The sequence below is a fragment of the Micromonospora sp. WMMD1155 genome (assembly GCF_029581275.1).
Lineage (GTDB): Bacteria > Actinomycetota > Actinomycetes > Mycobacteriales > Micromonosporaceae > Micromonospora.
The window spans coordinates 1,374,702-1,392,116 of sequence record NZ_CP120742.1; the positions used below are offsets into that span (position 1 = coordinate 1,374,702).

A 17,415-nucleotide genomic window follows, 5' to 3' on the forward strand; every position below is an offset into this window, starting at 1 on the left:
GCTGGTGGCTAGTCAAGCGTTGCGACACGGGCGGGGCCCGCCTCGCCAGGTTCCGATGGCAATAAAAACGGCCCTCGTGCAGATGCACGGGGCCAGCGCACTCTCATCAGGGAGAGTGCGCTCAGGTAAGTACTCGCAGCGACCGGTACGACGACATGCGGCTAAGCCTGACGCATCTCACGCGATGAGTCAACTGATCCCACATGTTGGTTGACGGAGTTCGGCGCGTCGGCCTGCGACGCGCCATCGACAAGCGGGTTGAGCTGCGCCGACCCGCCCGGATTCCGGCGTTGCGCGGGCGGCGGGGCGGGCCGCGCACCCGGTGAGGTGGCCGCCTCCAGCATCGCCTCCAGGTGCTCGGCCGGCACCCCCCAGCCGAACAGCGCGCCCTGGCCGAACCGGCACCCGGCGGCCACCACGGCGGCCAACTCGGTCGGCGTGGTCACCCCCTCGGCGATCACCTCCAGCCCCAACTGGTGCCCCAGTCGCATGACGATGTCGACCATCGGCGCGAACGCCGGACCGTCCTGGTCGACCGGGCGGACCGGCTCGTGCTCGGCGACCAGGCTGTGGTCGATCTTCAGGATGTCGATCGGGAGCCGACGCAACTGCCCCAGCGACGAGTAGCCGGCCCCGAAGTCGTCCAGCGCGATCCGCACGCCGGTCAACCGAAGCGCGGTCAGCCGCCGGATCAACTCGTCCAGGTCGGTGGCGACCGCGTGTTCGGTGACCTCCAGCACCAGCCGCTGCGGCGGCACGTGGTGAGCGCGCAGCGCCTCGGCGACCTGGACCACGTACTCCGGGGCGTGCAACTCACGCGGGGACACGTTGACCGACACCCAGACGTCGTGCCCGTCCGCCAGCCAGCGGGAGAGCTGGTAGCAGGCCTGGTGCAACACCCAGGCGCCGAGCGGGGCGATCATCCCGCACTCCTCGGCGAGCGGGATGAACTCGTCCGGGCGGACGTTGCCCAACTCGGGATGGTGCCAACGGAGGAGCGCCTCCGCGCCGACCGGCCGCACCGACGGCAGGGAGGCCACCGGCTGGAAGACCAGACTCAGCTCGTCGCGGTCGACGGCACCGCGCAGCTCGTGCTCCACCGTCGTACGTCGGCGCAGCAGCTGGTCGTAGGTGGCGTCGTAGCGCTCGATGCGGTTCTTGCCCCGCTGCTTCGCGTAGCGCAGCGCCAGGTCGGCGTGGCGCAGCAGCAACTCCACGTCCGGTTCGCCGGCCCAGCCGGCCACCCCGATGCTGACCGACAGGAAGACCGGCCCCTCCGGCTCGTCGTACGGCCGGTTGAGCACCCCGAGCAACCGTTCGGCGACCCGGTCCGCCTCGGCCGGACGGCCCTGCATGAGGACGGCGAACTCGTCGCCGCCGAGCCGGGCGGCCACGTCGCCGGGACGCAGGTTGCCGCGCAGCCGCCGGCCCACCTCGGCCAGCACCGCGTCGCCCACGTCGTGGCCGCGCATGTCGTTGACGTTCTTGAAGCCGTCCAGGTCGAGCCCGAGCAGCGCGCGGGGGGTGCCCGTCGCGGCACTCTCGTGCAGTGCGCGGAGCAGACCACGCCGGTTGGCCAACGACGTCAACGGGTCGGTGTGCGCCAGCTCACGGAAGTGCGCCTCCCGCTCGGCCAGACGGTCCGCGTACCCCCGGACGTCGCGCAGCGTGAGGTATTGCCGCGCCACCAGGGCGAAGCCCTCCACGCTGCCGGCCACGATGCCCGCCGCGGTGAACCGGCCGTCGCGGCCGAGGTGATACATCGCCGAGGCGGCCATCGCCAGCATCGGGGCGACCGCGTACTCGCCGTCGCGACCGATCAGGTCCAACTCGACCTCGCCCGGCCGGTCGGCCCGGTGCATCGCGAACGCGACGGTCAGCAGGCCGGCGGCGAGCACCGTCGCACCGGTCAACGCCATCGTCGGCCCGGCCTGGCAGAGCCCGGCGCTGAGGCCCAGCCCGCCGCAGGTCACGGCGGTGATGCCGGCACTGAGCGCGGCGAGCCGCCGACGCGGGCTCGCGGCCCGGAAGACCACGATCACGGCGAGCCCGGCGGCGAGCGCCGCGCTCACCGTGGTGACCAGGATCGCCGGGCAGGCCATCGGGGTGGCGGCGCCGAGCAACCGGGTGGGCTCGGAGAAGAGCACCCAGCCGACGAACCACAGCGCGGCGGCCATGACCAACCCGTCCAGGGCGAGCCGGGCCGTTCCCGTAGCGGTCGCCGCCACACCGGGCAATCGGAGCAGCCCGGCGGCGAAGCCGAGCCCGCTCACCGCCGTGCCGATCGCCACCACCGTCGCCCAGCCCGTGCGCTGCCCCTGTTGGTGGGCCCAGTGGTCGTTGGCGGTGAGCGCGGCGATGACCCCGACCAGCAGACTCAGAAACGCTCCCCCGGCAGCGGCCGCGAGCAGCACGTGGGCCGGCCGACGCGGCCCCGTGCGCCGCCAGGCGATCACGGTCAGCAGCGCGACGGCCACGGCGGCGACGAGCCCGCTGAGCACCGCGACAGCGACCATGCCCGGGGGGAAATGCACGCCTCCAAGAGTGCCGGATGCGCGGGCGCCATGGGGGGCTGGGTGTGCATCTGTTGGGACACGGCGCCCACCGGGGAGTGCCTTCGCGGCGGCGGTGTCATGCTGGTATGCATGCCTGAGCTGCGGTCGAGGACTTCCACACACGGTCGGACGATGGCCGGCGCCCGGGCCCTCTGGCGGGCCACCGGGATGACCGACGACGATTTCGGCAAGCCGATCGTCGCCATCGCCAACAGTTTCACCCAGTTCGTGCCTGGTCACGTCCATCTCAAGGACATGGGTGGCCTGGTCGCCGACGCGGTCGCGGAGGCCGGCGGGGTGGGCCGGGAGTTCAACACCATCGCTGTCGACGACGGCATCGCGATGGGCCACGGCGGCATGCTCTACTCGCTGCCCAGCCGGGAGCTGATCGCCGACGCGGTGGAGTACATGGTCAACGCGCACTGCGCGGACGCCCTGGTCTGCATCTCCAACTGCGACAAGATCACCCCAGGGATGCTGCTGGCCGCGCTACGGCTCAACATCCCGACCGTCTTCGTCTCCGGCGGCCCGATGGAGGCCGGCAAGACGATGGCGATCGAGGGCGTGGTGCACAGCAAGATCGACCTGATCGACGCGATGATCGCCTCGTCCAACGAGACGGTCACCGACGAGCAGCTCGGCGAGATCGAGCGGTCCGCCTGCCCGACCTGCGGCTCGTGCTCCGGCATGTTCACCGCCAACTCGATGAACTGCCTCACCGAGGCGATCGGCCTGGCGCTGCCCGGCAACGGCTCGACCCTGGCCACCCACGCCGCACGACGGTCGCTCTTCGTCGAGGCCGGCCGGACCGTCGTGGACATCGCCAAGCGGTGGTACGAGGGCGACGACGACTCGGTGCTGCCGCGCGTGGTCGCCTCCAAGGCCGCCTTCGAGAACGCGGTCGCCCTGGACGTGGCGATGGGTGGCTCCACCAACACCGTGCTGCACCTGCTCGCCGCCGCCCGCGAGGCGGAGCTGGACTTCGGCGTCGCCGACATCGACGCGATCTCCCGGCGCGTGCCGTGCCTGGCGAAGGTCGCGCCCAACTCCCCGAATTACCACATGGAGGACGTGCACCGGGCCGGTGGCATCCCGGCTATCCTCGGCGAACTGGACCGGGCCGGGCAGCTCAACCGGAACGTGCACGCCGTGCACTCCCCCTCGCTGGCGCAGTGGCTGATCGACTGGGACGTCCGCGGCGGCTCCCCGAAGCCGGAGGCGGTCGAGCTGTTCCACGCGGCGCCGGGTGGCGTGCGTACCGTCGAGCCGTTCTCCACCACCAACCGGTGGTCGTCGCTGGACACCGACGCGGCTGGTGGCTGCATCCGGGACCGCGAGCACGCCTACTCCGCCGACGGCGGGCTGGCCATCCTGCACGGCAACCTGGCACCGGCCGGCAGCGTGGTGAAGACCGCCGGCGTGCCGGACGACTGCCTGACCTTCCGCGGCCCCGCCAAGGTGTACGAGTCGCAGGACGACGCGGTGACCGCGATCCTCGCCAAGCAGGTCGTCGCCGGTGACGTCGTGGTGATCCGGTACGAGGGCCCGAAGGGCGGCCCCGGCATGCAGGAGATGCTCTACCCCACCTCCTTCCTCAAGGGACGCGGGCTGGGCCGCTCCTGTGCGCTGCTCACCGACGGCCGTTTCTCCGGTGGCACCTCCGGCCTCTCCATCGGGCACGTCTCCCCCGAGGCCGCCTCGGGTGGGCTGATCGCGCTGGTCCACGACGGCGACGAGATCGTCATCGACATCCCCAGCCGGTCGATCTCCCTCAACGTGCCGGAGGACGAGCTGGAGGCACGACGCGTGGCCGAGGAGAAGCGCGACAAGCCGTACACTCCGACCGCCCGGCAACGCCCGGTGTCGGCGGCGCTGCGCGCGTACGCCTCGATGGCCACCTCGGCCAGCGACGGCGCCTACCGCCGCGTCCCGGAGTAACCGCCGCTCGCGACAGGCACGGCTGAACGCGGTCCGCGAATGTCGGTCGCGTGGGCTAGGTTGTCGTCGATCAATTCGGGGTGAGCCCGGATTCCCGCGGGGAAGAGGCGTGTACGTGTCATTTGGCAAGAAGTCCGTGGCGGTGGCGGTCTCGGCGCTCACCGCGCTCGCTGTCTCCGCGTGCGGCACGACGTCCGGCGGGTCCGGCGGGTCCGACGCCCCCAAGCAGCCGAGCGTTCTGGAGCTGTTGGCCAGTGACCTGAAGGGGTCGCTGCAGAAGACCGCCGAGGCCACCACCAAGAGCGACTCGGTGACCGTGAGCATGACGGGCACGGCCGGCGGCGAGAAGGTCGAGATGCGCGGCGTCATCGACCTCGGCGACCCGGTCAAGGCCGAGATGACGGTGAAGGACCCGAAGGGCGACCCGACCGTCGTCCGGATGATCGACGGGGTCGTCTACGTCGAGATTCCGGCTGAGGACCGCGCGGAGATGGACGGCAAGCGCTGGATGAAGATGGACCTGAGCGCCGCCGGTGAGCAGGCGGGGATGAACTTCGGCAAGCAGTTCGAGGACGTAGACCCGACCAAGCAGGTCAAGACGCTGCTCGCCACCGAGGGCACGAAGGTCGTCGGGCAGGAGACGGTGAACGGGGCGGCCACCGTCCACTACACCGTCACCGTCCCGGTGGCGACCCACCTGCAGCAGATGGACGCCAAGCTGCGGGCGGGCGTCGAGCAGCAGATGACCAAGATGGGCGTCAAGGAGATCACCACCGACGTGTGGGTCGACGAGGAGTACCGGCCCCGCCGGGCGGCTCTGAAGATGGGCCCGCTGGGCGATCTGCTGATGGACTACACCGACTACGGCAAGCCGGTGACCGTCGAGACGCCGCCGACGGCGGAGACCCTCGACTTCGCCGAGATGCTCAAGGGTCTGCAGGGCCTGACCGCCGGCAACTGATCAGGACCGGATCACTGCCCGGCCGGCGCGGAGACGCGCTCGGCCGGGCAGTGTCGTTCCACCCGCTCGTCGCGCCCACTGGCAGCCGATCCCGGGTCAGCCGAGTTCGCGCAGGTCGAGGGCTTCGGCGAGGAGGCAGACGCCGTCCTCGTCGTGACGGTGCACAGTGCAGCCGGTACGGGTGAAGCGCACGGTGACCACCTGCCCGGCGTGCCGGGCGGCCAGGCGCAACAGTTCCGGCTCGGGGTCGGCGACGTCGCGCGGTCCCGAACGGGGCACCGGGATCGACACTGCCGGGTCGGTCGGGGTGGCCGCGGCGACGGCGTCGGTCAGGCACTCGACGCACCAGGCGAGCGCGGCGGCCAGGCTCGGCCGGTGGGGAAAGTCGTCGGGACGGACGGGTGCGGCGAGCGGCTGCACCTGCACCGACCAGCGCACTCCGTCGGTGCGTAACGGGTCACCCGCGTGCCGCCGCAGGTCGCACACGGCCACCACGAGCGCCAGGTCGAGGCCGAGGGTGAGTCGCAGCAGCTCGGGCAGCGGCGGCGCGTCCGGACGGGCGGCAACCACGATCAGGCGGCCGGCAGCCGTACCCCGGCCGGCCTGGCGTACGTATTCCCGCACCGGGTCGGCCCCGGCCCAGGGCAGGGTGACGTACCCGTCGCGTAGGTCCCGATCGATCTCGTGCCCGCCGTCGGCGTCGGCGAGGTCTTCGGGTCGCGCGCCGAGAAGGGTTGCCCAGGATCCGAGCCGGTAACGGTCCGGAAGCTGCACGACGGGTTTGCCGCCGGGTTGGGTGGCGACCAGCGGGGCGACCTCCGGTGTGCCGGCGTCCCAGGCCAGGTGCACCACCCGGTGCCGCAGGTCGGTGACGGTGACCGACACGGTCTGATGCAGACGGTGGTTGCCGCCGCAGGTGAAGCAGGGCAGCGCGGACGGGCGCAGGCCGGCGCCACAGCAGTGCGGGCAGTCAGGGTCGGCGGGGCGCCCGCCGAGCCGACAGTCGCAGGCACACAGCCGGCCGGGTGGCCGGCAGTCCGGGCAGGGCCGCCAGTCGACGGGCTCACCCAGCCAGGGCGGATCGGGTGGTGCGTAACCGCGGGTCACCGGCACATCCACGCGGCGAAGCACCTGGCCGGTGGGCTGCTCCGTGAAGGTCTCCACCGGTGCGCCGGCGCGCAGCGTCGTGTGCCACCACCGGCCGTCGCGCCAGAGGGCCTGCGCCCCGGGCAGTTCGTCGCCGTTGGTCGCGTCGACGCAGTCGGCCAGGACGCGGCGTTCAAGCTGGTCGACGTCCACCTCCGGGTCGGCGGGTGGACGCGGCGAGTCGGGGCGCAGCAGTCGGGCGGCGGCCGCCAGGCCGCGCTCGGCGAGGCCGGTGAGCGCGGCGGTCGCGGAGGTGGAAGCCAGCACCTCCGGCAGGTCCCGGTACCAGCCGGGCAAGCCGGACGGCACCGGGGAGCCGGGCACCTCGTACCGGACGGCCCACCCGAACCCTGCGCCGTGCCGGCGGGCCTCGACGACCAGGTCGAGCAGGAGCAGGTCGGCCAACGCGCAGAGCCGGGCCAGCCGGGCGGCCGGGTCGACGGTCGGCGCGGCCGTGGATCGGCCCAGCACCAGCCGCCAGGCGACATGGTCGGCGCGCAGGATGGCCTGGGCCTCCAACTCGTGTCGTCGCATCGCGGGCAGGTCGGGTCGCCACTCATTGCTCAGCCACAGCGACGGCGCGTCGGCTTCGGCCACGACCGCGCCGACAGTGGCGGCCAGGTCGCGTACCCGGGGAACAAGGTCGACCACCCAACGGCCCGCCGGGTCGCGGTGGGGGTGAAGGCCGCCGGGCACCACCTGCTGGGACGCGACAGCGCCGGTGTCCAGGTTGGCGACGGAGACCACGAGCTGCGCCCGCCGCCGGCCGCGCCGGCCGCAGCGATAACAGGGGTACGCGACGCGGCCCGTGCCGCGACACTGCTCGCAGCTCCGTACGCCTCCCGAGGCGGCCCGAGCACGTCGGTGTCGGCATCGGCGAGAAACCGGTCGCCGTAGGCGGTGCACCGGCACGGGTCCAGGGTGAAGGTCATCCCGTCGCAGTCGGGGCAGGTCACGACGGGTGCGGCGGTCACCGACACCGCCGGGAGGCGCAGTCACCGTCGTGCTCCACCCTCCGCACGCACCGCCGGCCGCCGTCGAGCGGCAGGTCGCAGAAGACCCGATGGCGTACGCCCTGGGCGTCCTCGGCGGACACCGTGGTTTCGCCAGCGTCCACCTCGGACAGGAAGCTCAACGAGCGGGCCAAGGTACCGGCGAAGTGCCGGGCAGCCGGGAGGTCGGCGGCGGTGAACGGCAGGTGCGCCACCCAGCGGGCGCTCACCGGCGGGCCGCCAGATCCTCGCGGGCCCGCCGGGACTGCCAGCACCTCAACGCGTCCTTCATCCGCTCGGTTTCCCTCCGGCTGCTGCCCAGCGCCGCGTACACCTCGGCCAGGTCATGAGCGACGCGGTCGAGGAACTCGGCCACCTCCACGGCGTCCACCCCACGGCGGCCACGTCGGGTGAAGCTGCGGTCGCGGACCTGCCAGGGCTTCAGGGGTACGTAGTTGGCCGCCCGGTAGAACGCCGGCCGGGGTGGCTCGGCCCGGAGGTGACGGAGAAACGCGCGCACGAAGCAGCACCACCCTTCCTCGCAATTGTTCGACGTCCATTGGCGTGGGAATTGCACCTCCACCGCCGTTGTCGGGACCATCTTGTAAGGTCAGAGACACCATTGCAATGAATGTCCAATCACACTGTTCCGGTATTTGCGCGCAACATTTTCCTGTTGCACAGCGGCTGTCGGGATGTTGCAAAACTCAACAGGAAGGAGAGCCGGGTGGCCGATGACATGGGCTCGACGGTGCCCCGACGCCAGCTCGGCAGGGCGTTACGTGACCTGCGCACCGAGGCCGGGGCGACCCTCGACGCGGTCGCCGAGGCGCTGGAGTGCAGCCGCCAGAAGGTGTGGCGGATCGAGAGCGGGCTCGGCTCGGTGCGCGGTGTCGACGTCCGAGCGATGTGCGAGCTGTACGGGGCGACGGGCGAGCTGACCCGCGCGCTGACCGCACTGGCCGGCGAGACGAAAGCGAAGGGGTGGTGGCACGCGTACGGCGATGCCGTCCCCGAATGGTTCGAGCTGTACGTGGGCCTCGAATCCGCAGCGAGCCGGATCCGACGCTACGACGAATCATTAATTCCCGGCTTGTTGCAGACCCGAGGCTATGCGCTCGCCGTCTACCAACACCGATCGGAGGTTGACGACGACGAACGCGAACGACTGGTTCAGGTGCGGCTTCAGCGACAGTCACTGCTGGCACGTCGCCTACCGGCAGCACCCAAGCTTGACGTCGTGATCTCCGAGGGTGCACTGCTCCGTATCGTGGGCGACCGGAGCACGATGGCTGAGCAACTACATCACCTGCTTCAAGTCGGCGCGCGGGAATCCGTGACCATCCGAGTTCTGCCGCTGGCGGTCGGCCTTCATCGCGGAGTCGAGGCCGGCACCTTCGTCATGTTGGAGTTTCCGCTGGGAAACCGGGCAACACCAGAACCCCCGATCATCTACAGCGAGTCGTGGACGGGAGCGCTCTACCTCGACCGTCCGGAGGAGTTCGCTGCCTACGAGACGGTCTGGGCCAGCCTGGATCAGCTTGCCCTCGATGAAGGACAATCGAGGCACCTGATCAACAAAATCATCGGGGAGGTACACCATGGCTGATCTGACCAACGCCCGATGGCGGAAGAGCACCCGTAGCGGCAGCAACGGTGGCGACTGTGTCGAGGTTGCCGACAATTTGCCTGGCATCGTCGCTGTTCGCGACAGCAAGGACCCGCACGGCCCGGCCCTCACCTTCTCCCCCACCGTCTGGGCCTGCTTCGTGCGCTCGACCCGCATTTCCCGCTGAGGCTTCGGTGGGTGCCTCGGGGTCTCCTGGGACACCCACCCGCCGCAGGGGCTGCGTCCGACGACTGAGTTCGGTTAACGTGCGGCAGTGACCATCGGCGATGTCAAGGTGACAATCCGGAAGGGCGATCAAGCGCTCGGCGACGCTCGGACGAGCATCGAGAAGGCCAACGCCAAGCTCGCCGACGCGACCGCTCTGGCAATCGCAGCCCTGCACGACAGCGAACGCGGCGAGGCGCAACAGTCCCGGAAGGCCCTCGAAGAGGCTGCCGACGAGGTCGAGTTGGTGCTTCGCCGCATCAAAGCTGCCAAGGACCATGCTGCCGCCTATCTCGCCACCATCGGATGAGCGGAAGCATCGGCGAAGTTGTCGCCCAACTGAGAAGCGCCATCGACACCCTGTACAGCGCCGCCGTTGTCGCGCGACGCGCTCAGGCGGACGCGGAACAGGCCAATACGCACTTCACCCATGCAGCGCAGGGCAGCAGGCATCCCGAACTCACCGGCGCTGTAATCGAAAGCAAGACTGCTGGCGAGAAGGCCGGCAAACTCGCCCGCTTGATCAGCGAGGCGGCCGACCGCGTAGCCGCCTACTCCAATGCGGTCGCTCCCGGCTCCGCCCCGAACACGCAACCATCCGACTCAGCCACACCGCCCGGCGAGGATCTGCTCACCGAGACCGTCGAGCGCGACTCCGCACGAAGGAACGTCGCCTCCTTCCTGAGTACGATGACCAGGAAGGTAGAGGACGTCCAGGAGAACACCCAAAAGTCGGTTGCGGCGGCCAGGGAAGCATTCACGATCATTCGGGGTCCGCAGGGCCCACCAGGGGCTCAACAAGCCGGCACAACAACCCCGACGGTCGGTCCAACGGTAGGGCAGCGTCTCCTCAACGAAGCACCGGATGCGGCGGGACACCTCGTCGTGGTGGGGTTGGTGGCGAGCATCGCCGTCCACCGCTCCCTTCAATCAATCCGCAAGGGAATAGCGAGGTTACGAGATCGTGAGCGTACGGACCGAGTTCAGCGACCTGATTCGCGCGATGGCACGGCGTGACTGGGGCACCGTAGACCAACTCCTGGACGGGTTGGAGGCCTCCGGATGGCGCGGCGGGAACCAGGTGATCGCCGCAGCGTTCGCCATCGCGGTCAACGACCGCTTCGGCGCCGCCCACTCCCCCACCGACGTCGCTCGCTTCGTCGCCGACACGCGCACCCAGTTTCCGGGCGCGGAGACGCTGCCCACCCTGGAGATGGAAGGGCTCGTCCGCGCAGCCCTCGGTGAGGTCGGGCTGATCGACAATCTCAGCCCGGAGACCGCCCTTCAGATGCAGATCGTGTTCCTCGGCAAGCTGCTTCAGGACCGCGATCCAGACGAGGCGCAGTTGGAGGAGTTCATCGCCGACGTGGAGCAGACGGCTGCCGAGTACATGTAATCGGCAGGGCTGCATGCCACCGTCATCTCCGATAGTGTCCGTCCGACCACGCAAACGTGAACTCGTTAGCGCGATCATCAGACGGAGGGCGGCATGGCCAGCATTGAGGAAGTCAAGGCGGCGTTGATGCAGGCCGCTGAGCAGGGCAACGCCACCATCAGCCAGATCCGGGCCGCCGCCGAGAACACTGAGCAGATGTTGACGCGGCTACGGGCAATCTCCGCCGGCACCGGGCACCCGACGATCGCCGAAGCCATCGCCCGGGGCGAGCAGACCAAGCAGCGCCTCGCCGAGGCCATGACCCTCGTGCAGGGCAGTTCGGAGGCGGCACGCCGCTACATCAGCGTCCTCGGCTGAAGCGCAAACCCCCTGCGCGAAGGCGTCAGTAGTACTCGCGGATGTAGCGAGGGCGCGCTCGTACACGTCATTGTCTCGGATTTTGAACCTGGTCCAGAGCCTCTTACGGAGGGACTGCTGGACCAGGCGGTCTCCCTCGCGGGTGCGATCGGCCACCAGGGCAGGTCGGAGTTTGATGCCCTCTGGCCAGGCCGGCAGGTCCTACGGTTGACCGCGAACGAACGAGATGTCCCCTGGCGAGCCCCAGTGTCTCAGGCCGTTCCGCGTGGTTTACTCGCAGGTCGCAGGGAACGGCCGCAAGGCCAGGAAACGACTTCCGCAACAGCATCGAGGCCGCCATCGGACGAGCCAGAAGCTGCCCCCACCGCCTGCCGCGAACCCCTCAACCGTAATGTTCTGGTTGGCGCTGGCGCTCTGCGGCTAGCGGGTCTGCTTGGTCAACACGAGTTCGCCGATGCGGCGGTGTCCGGGCGGCGCTGATACCGCCACGTCGCCGGAATGGTGTCGATCATGGATGCGCGGACACGACGTGGTCGATGACCAGGTGGGCGGCGCCGGTGATGCCGATGTCCTGGCTGGTGGCGACCCGTTCGATGAGCAGGGTCTGGGTGGCCAGCGGCAGGCACCGCTCGTAGAGGGTGGCCCGCATGCTGGCCAGCAGGGGTTCACAGTCGGCGAGGCGACCGCCGATGGCGACCACCTGCGGGTTGAAGAAGTTGACCACGACGGCCAGGATCTCGCCGATGGCCCGCCCGGCCTGCCGGGCCAGCGACGTGGCGTGCCGGTCACCGTCGTCGATCAGGCGGAGCACACCGGTCAGGTCGTCGACCGGCACGCCCTGGTCGCGTAGTGCGGTGACCAGGGCCGCGCCGCTGGCCACCGCCTCCAGGCAGCCGGCGTTGCCACAACTGCACAGCGGCGCGGGGTCAGCCACCACCCGGCAGTGGCTGATGTCCCCGGCGGATCCCTGGGCGCCCCGGTGCAACCGTCCACTGGAGATCACCCCGGAGCCGATCCCGGTGCCCGCCTTGATGTAGACGGCGTGATCCAACTGGGGGTGCGCGGTGCGGTGCGCGCCGAGCGCCATCAGGTTGGCGTCGTTGTCCACGATCACCGGCACGTCGACCCGGTCGGCGCAGAACGCGGCCACGTCGAAGCCGTTCCAGCCGGGCATCCGCGACGGGCTGACGATCCGGCCGGTGGCGTGCTGCACCGGACCGGGAATGCCGATGCCGACACCCCGCAACGCGCCCGTCGCCCCGCCGGAGGCCGGCGACGTGCCGGAGGCGGCCGACGTGCCGGAAGCCGCCGACGCGCCGGAGGCGGCCGACGTGCCGCCGAAAACGCCGCTGGAGGCGGCCGACGTGCCGCCGCCGGAAGCCGCCTTGCCTTCGGAAGCCGCTGACGCGACATCGCCGGCCAGTGCGGTGACCTCGGCCAGCAGTGCGCCCAGCACGGTTTCCGGGCCGTCCTCGATGCGGACCGGCAGGGTGCGGGCCTGGACCACCCGCCCGGAGAGATCCAGTGTGCCGATGCGCGCATGGTGCGCGCCGAGGTCGATGGCACCGACGACGGCTCCGCCGGTTGGTACGGCGAGCTGACGGGGCCGCCGCCCGCCCCGGGACCGCCCGGCACCGGTCTCCTCCAGCAAGCCCTGGTTGATCAACGCCTCGACCCGCTGGGAGACCGTCGAGGGCGAGAGCCCGGAGAGCCGGGACAGGTCGGCACGACTGACGGCGGCTCCGGTCGCCACCCATCGCAGCAGCTCCCGAGGGCCGCCCCGGAGGGCTTCGCGTGGCGCGTCGTCAATCGTCACGTCAGGTTCTTAGCATCCGCAGTTTGTTCAAGCAACCGGTTGACTTAGTTTGTTGACTACCTTTAGATGGCGCTGTTAGTTCGATATGAAGCTTACTTAGTTTGAATGTCGAAGAAAGTAGGGCCGTCTGGTGGCACCGGAGACGACGGGTGCGGACCGACCGATGGTGTCGGTACGCGGCCTCAACAAGTGGTTCGGTCCACTGCACGTGCTCAAGGACATCGACCTCACGGTGGCCGCCGGCGAGGTGGTCGTCGTGGTGGGTCCCTCCGGCTCCGGCAAGTCGACCCTCTGCCGTTGCCTCAACCGACTGGAGACGGCCGGGCGGGGCAGCATCGAAATCGACGGTGAGCCACTGCCGGCCGAGGGGCGGGCACTGGCCCGGCTGCGCGCCGACGTCGGCATGGTGTTCCAGTCGTTCAACGTCTTCGGGCACAAGACGGTGCTGGACAACGTCACCCTCGGCCCCACCCGGGTCCGCAGGATCGCCCGTCCCGAGGCGCGACAGCAGGCGATGGCCCTGCTCGAACGCGTCGGGATCGCCGACAAGGCGAACCACCACCCGGCCCAACTCTCCGGTGGGCAGCAGCAACGGGCCGCGATCGCCCGGGCACTGGCCATGCAACCGAAGGTGCTGCTCTTCGACGAGCCGACCTCGGCGCTCGACCCGGAGATGGTCAACGAGGTGCTCGACGTGATGGTCTCCCTCGCCAGCGAGGGGATGACCATGATCGTGGTCACCCACGAGATGGGCTTCGCCCGCCGCGCCGCCGACCGGGTCGTCTTCATGGACGACGGCCGCATCGTCGAATCCGGCGCCCCCGACGAATTCTTCGCAGCTCCGCGCACCGAGCGGGCCCGCGACTTCCTTGCCAAGATCCTCCAGCACTAGCCCCCAACGGGAGGATGTCATGTCAATCCTCAAGATGAGCTTCACCGGGCGGCGCTCGCTCGCCCTCACCGCCACCGCCGTGGCGGTGGCCCTCGCCGCCACCGGCTGCGGCGGTGACAGCGGCGGCAGCGCGCCGACGCTGCCGGGCAACCCCGGCCCGGGTGGCGACGGCGTGGTCGCCCAGTCGGTGTACGACGCCGCCCCGGTCGCCAGCGACGCGGACATCCCGGCCGGCTCGACGATGGACGCGATCCGCAAGCGCGGCTACCTGAACATCGGCGGTTCCCTGGACGCGCCTCTGCTCGCCCAGCAGAACCCGGTCAGCGGCACCATCGAGGGCTTCGACGCCGACATGGCGAAGCTGCTGGCGAAGTACATCATCGGCAAGCCCGAGGTGAAGACGACGACGATCGGCACCCAGACCCGGGAGGCCATGCTCCAGGCCAAGTCGGTCGACGCCGTCTTCCAGACCTACACGATCACCCCGCAGCGGGCCACCCAGGTCGCGTTCGCCGGACCGTACCTCACCTCCGGCCTCGCGGTCGGGGTCCGCAAGGACGACACCTCGATCAAGAGCGTCAAGGACCTCGCCGGCAAGACCGTCATCGTCGGCGCGAACACCCCGGCGGTCACCGCGCTGCCCTCGGCCGCTCCGGGCTCGAAGCAGATCGCCTTCGGCACCGACCCGCAGGCGTTGCAGGCGCTGCTGCAGAAGCGCGGCGACGCGTACGTGCAGGACTTCACGCTGCTCGCCTCCGGCGCCAAGGCCAACCCGGGGATGAAGGTGGTCGGCGAGCCGTTCACCACCGAGGCGTACGGCATCGGCCTCAACCGGGAGGACGCGCAGTTCAAGGAGTTCGTCAACAACTGGCTGAGGAAGATCCAGGCCGACGGGACCTGGGCGAAGGTCTGGGAAGGCACCCTCGGCTCGGTGGTGGAGGGTGGCGCGCCCACCCCGCCCGCTCTCGGCTCCGCCGACGGTTCCTGAGAATCCTCCCGTACCGATGGACGCCCTCACCGCCCACCTGAGCGCGCTCGGCCACGGCCTGGTCACGACCGTCGAACTGACGGTCGTGACCACCGTCGGCGCGATGCTGCTGGGCATCGTCGTCGCCACGCTGCGGATCGCACCCGTCCCGCTGTTGCGCGCCATCGGCACGGCGTACGTCGAGGTGTTCCAGAACCTGCCGCTGCTGGCTCTGCTGGTGCTCTTCGTCTTCGCCCTGCCGACAATCGGCATCACGTTCCCGCTGTTCACCTCGGCCGCGATCGTCATCGCGGTCTACGAGGGGGCGTACCTGGCCGAGGCGATCCGCGCCGGTATCAACACGGTCGGGGTCGGCCAGGCCGAGGCGGCCCGCGCCATCGGGTTGACCTTCGGGCAGTCCCTGCGGCACGTGATCCTGCCGCAGGGACTGCGGGCGGTCATCCAGCCGATCGGCAACATCTGCATCGCGCTGCTGATGAACACCTCGCTGGCCGCCGCCGTCGGCGTGGTCGAGCTGACCCAGGCGGCCAACAACGTGAACCTGGTCGAGGCCCGACCGATCGCCGTGTTCACCGGCGCGGGCCTGGCCTACATGCTGCTGGCGCTGATCATCGGTCAGGTCACCGGCCTGCTCGAACGAAGGCTGGCGATCGTCCGATGAACAAGACGCAACAGATCCTCTTCGACGAACCCGGCCCGCGCGCCCAACGGCGGATCCGGATAGCCACAGTGGTGGGCGCCGTCCTCCTGGTCGCCGCCGCCGTGGCGGCGGTCTACCAGTTCGCCAGCCACGGCGAGTTGGCCGCCGCGCGATGGGAACCGTTCACCACCTGGCCGATCTGGCGGTACCTGCTCAACGGGCTCTGGGCCACCGTGCGGGCCGCCGCCGCGACCGCCGTGCTCAGCGCCGTACTCGGGCTGCTGCTGGCACTCGGACGCCTCTCCGCGCACCGACCGTTGCGCTGGTTGGCCGGCGCGTACGTGGAGATCTTCCGAACCGTCCCCACCCTGCTGCTCATCTACGTGACACTGTTCGCCCTGCCGCAGTACGGGATGAACTTCCCGCTCTTCTGGAAGCTCGTGGTGCCGCTGGTGGTGTCCAACTCGGCGGCGTTCGCCGAGATCTTCCGCTCCGGCATCCTGGCCCTGGACCGGGGGCAGACCGAGGCCGGTCTCGCCGTCGGGCTGCGCCGCGGACAGGTGATGGCGCTGGTGGTTTTGCCCCAGGCGCTGCTCCAACTCACCCCGTCCCTGGTCAGCCAACTGGTCGGGCTGCTCAAGGACACCTCGCTCGGCTTCGTGGTCAGCTACACCGAGCTGCTCTACAGCGGGCAGGTGCTCTCGTCGTACACCCATCTGTTGATCCAGACGTTCCTGGTGGTGGCGCTGATCTACCTCGTGGTCAACGCCTCGCTGTCGAAGTTCGCCCGCGTACTCCAGGCTCGCAACGGCCGCTTCGGCGGCCGGCGGGTAGGACGCGACGCCGACCTGCCCCCGCCGCTGATCGAAGGGACCACCCCCCGGTGACCATCTTCCGTTACGCCGAACTGGCTCGGGTCGTCCGCAACGGCTTCGTCGAGAGCCGGCACTACGGCAGTGTCGTGGTGCTCGCACCGGACGGTGAGGTGGTCCTCGCCGCCGGCGTACCCGACGAGCCGGTACTCCCCCGCTCCACCCTGAAACCCGTGCAGGCCCTGGCCTGCCGGGTCGCGGCCGGCGACCAGCTGACCGGCCCGGCGTTGGCGCTCGCCGCCGGTAGCCACACCGGCGACGACCGGCACGTCGAGGTGGTCCGGGCGATGCTGGCCGGTGCCGGCCTCACCGAGGACGCGCTCGGCTGCCCGGTGGACTGGCCGGAGGACGAACCGACCCGGGACCGACTGATTCGCGACGGCGGGCAGCGCGAGCGGATCCGGATGAACTGCTCCGGCAAGCACGCCGCGATGCTGGTCGCCTCCGTCGCGCGGTCCTGGAGCACCCACGACTACCTCGACCCGCAGCACCCGCTCCAGCGGGAGACCGCTGCCGCCGTCACCCGGCTGGCCGGAACGCCGATCGCGCACCACGCCGTCGACGGTTGCGGCGCACCCCTGTTCGGCCTGCCGCTGACCGGCCTGGCCCGCACGTTCCAGGCGTTGGTCACCGCACCCGACGGCAGCGACGAGGCGCTGGTCGCGCAGGCCATGCGCCGATTCCCGGAGTACGTGGGCGGCTGGCACGGGCACCCGAACACCGACCTGATGCGGGCGCTGCCCGGTGTCCTGGCCAAGGGCGGGGCCGAGGGCGTTCTCGGGGTGGCCGCCCCGGACGGTCACGCCGTCGCGGTGAAGGTGGTCGACGGTTCGCCCCGAGCCACCACCGCCATCGCGCTCGCCGCCTTCGACGCCGTGGGCGTACCGGTGGGTGGAGCCGACGCGCTGCGCCAGGTGCCGGTGCTCGGCGGCGGCGAACCGGTCGGCGCCGTCACGGCCGTCATCGATCCGACCGCGGCATCGTCCCGCACCTGAGCGACGTCGTCTCCCATCGAGCCGGTGTCACTC

Annotated in this window: 18 protein-coding genes; 13 read left to right on the forward strand and 5 right to left on the reverse strand. The window is 70.3% G+C overall.

Features of this window, described 5'->3' with window-relative positions; all coding sequences use genetic code 11:
- Positions 1–161: 161 nt before the first annotated feature.
- On the reverse strand, positions 162–2,534 hold the full coding sequence (locus O7617_RS06035) for a GGDEF domain-containing phosphodiesterase (protein WP_282262070.1): 2,373 nt from the start codon (positions 2,532–2,534) through the stop codon (positions 162–164).
- A gap of 111 nt (positions 2,535–2,645) precedes the next feature.
- Between O7617_RS06035 and ilvD the strand changes: the two genes are divergently transcribed.
- Complete coding sequence (gene ilvD, locus O7617_RS06040; protein ID WP_282262071.1) at positions 2,646–4,493, forward strand: dihydroxy-acid dehydratase; 1,848 nt, start codon at positions 2,646–2,648, stop codon at positions 4,491–4,493.
- A 109-nt stretch (positions 4,494–4,602) separates the two neighbouring features.
- Complete coding sequence (locus O7617_RS06045) at positions 4,603–5,454, forward strand: hypothetical protein (protein ID WP_282262072.1); 852 nt, start codon at positions 4,603–4,605, stop codon at positions 5,452–5,454.
- A gap of 96 nt (positions 5,455–5,550) precedes the next feature.
- On the opposite strand, the gene O7617_RS06050 is transcribed toward O7617_RS06045, so the two are convergent.
- The 3 genes from O7617_RS06050 to O7617_RS06060 form a co-directional block, all read right to left on the reverse strand.
- Positions 5,551–7,347: a hypothetical protein gene (locus tag O7617_RS06050; RefSeq protein WP_282262073.1), complete on the reverse strand. Its 1,797-nt coding sequence runs from the start codon at positions 7,345–7,347 to the stop codon at positions 5,551–5,553.
- Between the two features lie 223 nt (positions 7,348–7,570).
- Positions 7,571–7,822, reverse strand: coding sequence for a hypothetical protein (locus tag O7617_RS06055; protein WP_278144260.1), 252 nt, complete (start codon positions 7,820–7,822; stop codon positions 7,571–7,573).
- A complete protein-coding gene (locus tag O7617_RS06060; protein WP_282262075.1) occupies positions 7,819–8,112 on the reverse strand; it encodes a DivIVA domain-containing protein in 294 nt (97 codons plus the stop codon). The genes O7617_RS06055 and O7617_RS06060 overlap by 4 nt, the downstream gene beginning before the upstream one ends.
- A gap of 207 nt (positions 8,113–8,319) precedes the next feature.
- Between O7617_RS06060 and O7617_RS06065 the strand changes: the two genes are divergently transcribed.
- The 6 genes from O7617_RS06065 (at position 8,320) to O7617_RS06090 (ending at position 11,179) form a co-directional block, all read left to right on the forward strand.
- Positions 8,320–9,201 (forward strand): helix-turn-helix transcriptional regulator, encoded by an 882-nt coding sequence (locus tag O7617_RS06065; RefSeq protein ID WP_282264650.1) that lies wholly within the window; start codon positions 8,320–8,322, stop codon positions 9,199–9,201.
- On the forward strand, positions 9,194–9,388 hold the full coding sequence (locus O7617_RS06070) for a DUF397 domain-containing protein (protein WP_282262076.1): 195 nt from the start codon (positions 9,194–9,196) through the stop codon (positions 9,386–9,388). Before O7617_RS06065 ends, O7617_RS06070 begins: the two co-directional genes overlap by 8 nt.
- A gap of 87 nt (positions 9,389–9,475) precedes the next feature.
- Positions 9,476–9,736 carry a hypothetical protein gene (locus O7617_RS06075; protein WP_282262077.1) on the forward strand — a complete coding sequence of 87 codons (261 nt, stop codon included), beginning with the start codon at positions 9,476–9,478 and terminating at the stop codon, positions 9,734–9,736.
- Entirely contained in the window at positions 9,733–10,443 is a 711-nt protein-coding gene (locus O7617_RS06080; protein ID WP_282262078.1) for a hypothetical protein, read from the forward strand. The genes O7617_RS06075 and O7617_RS06080 overlap by 4 nt, the downstream gene beginning before the upstream one ends.
- Positions 10,391–10,822, forward strand: a complete 432-nt coding sequence (locus O7617_RS06085; RefSeq protein ID WP_282262079.1) for a hypothetical protein — start codon at positions 10,391–10,393, stop codon at positions 10,820–10,822. The genes O7617_RS06080 and O7617_RS06085 overlap by 53 nt, the downstream gene beginning before the upstream one ends.
- A 93-nt stretch (positions 10,823–10,915) precedes the next feature.
- Positions 10,916–11,179 (forward strand): hypothetical protein, encoded by a 264-nt coding sequence (locus O7617_RS06090; protein ID WP_282262080.1) that lies wholly within the window; start codon positions 10,916–10,918, stop codon positions 11,177–11,179.
- A gap of 508 nt (positions 11,180–11,687) precedes the next feature.
- Here O7617_RS06090 and O7617_RS06095 read toward each other — a convergent pair.
- Entirely contained in the window at positions 11,688–12,995 is a 1,308-nt protein-coding gene (locus tag O7617_RS06095; RefSeq protein WP_282262081.1) for an ROK family transcriptional regulator, read from the reverse strand.
- A 163-nt stretch (positions 12,996–13,158) separates the two neighbouring features.
- On the opposite strand from O7617_RS06095, the gene O7617_RS06100 reads away from it, so the two are divergent.
- Genes O7617_RS06100 through O7617_RS06120 form a run of 5 tightly spaced genes read left to right on the forward strand, consistent with a single transcriptional unit; the run spans position 13,159 to position 17,382 of the window.
- Positions 13,159–13,887, forward strand: coding sequence for an amino acid ABC transporter ATP-binding protein (locus O7617_RS06100; RefSeq protein ID WP_282264651.1), 729 nt, complete (start codon positions 13,159–13,161; stop codon positions 13,885–13,887).
- A gap of 19 nt (positions 13,888–13,906) precedes the next feature.
- Positions 13,907–14,875: a glutamate ABC transporter substrate-binding protein gene (locus tag O7617_RS06105; protein ID WP_282262082.1), complete on the forward strand. Its 969-nt coding sequence runs from the start codon at positions 13,907–13,909 to the stop codon at positions 14,873–14,875.
- A gap of 16 nt (positions 14,876–14,891) precedes the next feature.
- On the forward strand, positions 14,892–15,536 hold the full coding sequence (locus O7617_RS06110) for an amino acid ABC transporter permease (RefSeq protein ID WP_282262084.1): 645 nt from the start codon (positions 14,892–14,894) through the stop codon (positions 15,534–15,536).
- Positions 15,533–16,402: an amino acid ABC transporter permease gene (locus tag O7617_RS06115; protein ID WP_282262085.1), complete on the forward strand. Its 870-nt coding sequence runs from the start codon at positions 15,533–15,535 to the stop codon at positions 16,400–16,402. The genes O7617_RS06110 and O7617_RS06115 overlap by 4 nt, the downstream gene beginning before the upstream one ends.
- Entirely contained in the window at positions 16,399–17,382 is a 984-nt protein-coding gene (locus O7617_RS06120) for an asparaginase (RefSeq protein WP_282262086.1), read from the forward strand. Before O7617_RS06115 ends, O7617_RS06120 begins: the two co-directional genes overlap by 4 nt.
- Positions 17,383–17,415: the final 33 nt, after the last annotated feature.

Bases quoted from the DNA above. Each gene is read 5' to 3' on its own strand.
- ilvD (WP_282262071.1), top strand. From the start codon at position 2,646: ATGCCTGAGCTGCGGTCGAGGACTTCCACACACGGTCGGACGATGGCC.
- O7617_RS06070 (WP_282262076.1), top strand. From the start codon at position 9,194: ATGGCTGATCTGACCAACGCCCGATGGCGGAAGAGCACCCGTAGCGGC.
- O7617_RS06080 (WP_282262078.1), top strand. From the start codon at position 9,733: ATGAGCGGAAGCATCGGCGAAGTTGTCGCCCAACTGAGAAGCGCCATC.
- O7617_RS06090 (WP_282262080.1), top strand. From the start codon at position 10,916: ATGGCCAGCATTGAGGAAGTCAAGGCGGCGTTGATGCAGGCCGCTGAG.
- O7617_RS06100 (WP_282264651.1), top strand. From the start codon at position 13,159: ATGGTGTCGGTACGCGGCCTCAACAAGTGGTTCGGTCCACTGCACGTG.
- O7617_RS06105 (WP_282262082.1), top strand. From the start codon at position 13,907: ATGTCAATCCTCAAGATGAGCTTCACCGGGCGGCGCTCGCTCGCCCTC.
- O7617_RS06110 (WP_282262084.1), top strand. From the start codon at position 14,892: ATGGACGCCCTCACCGCCCACCTGAGCGCGCTCGGCCACGGCCTGGTC.
- O7617_RS06115 (WP_282262085.1), top strand. From the start codon at position 15,533: ATGAACAAGACGCAACAGATCCTCTTCGACGAACCCGGCCCGCGCGCC.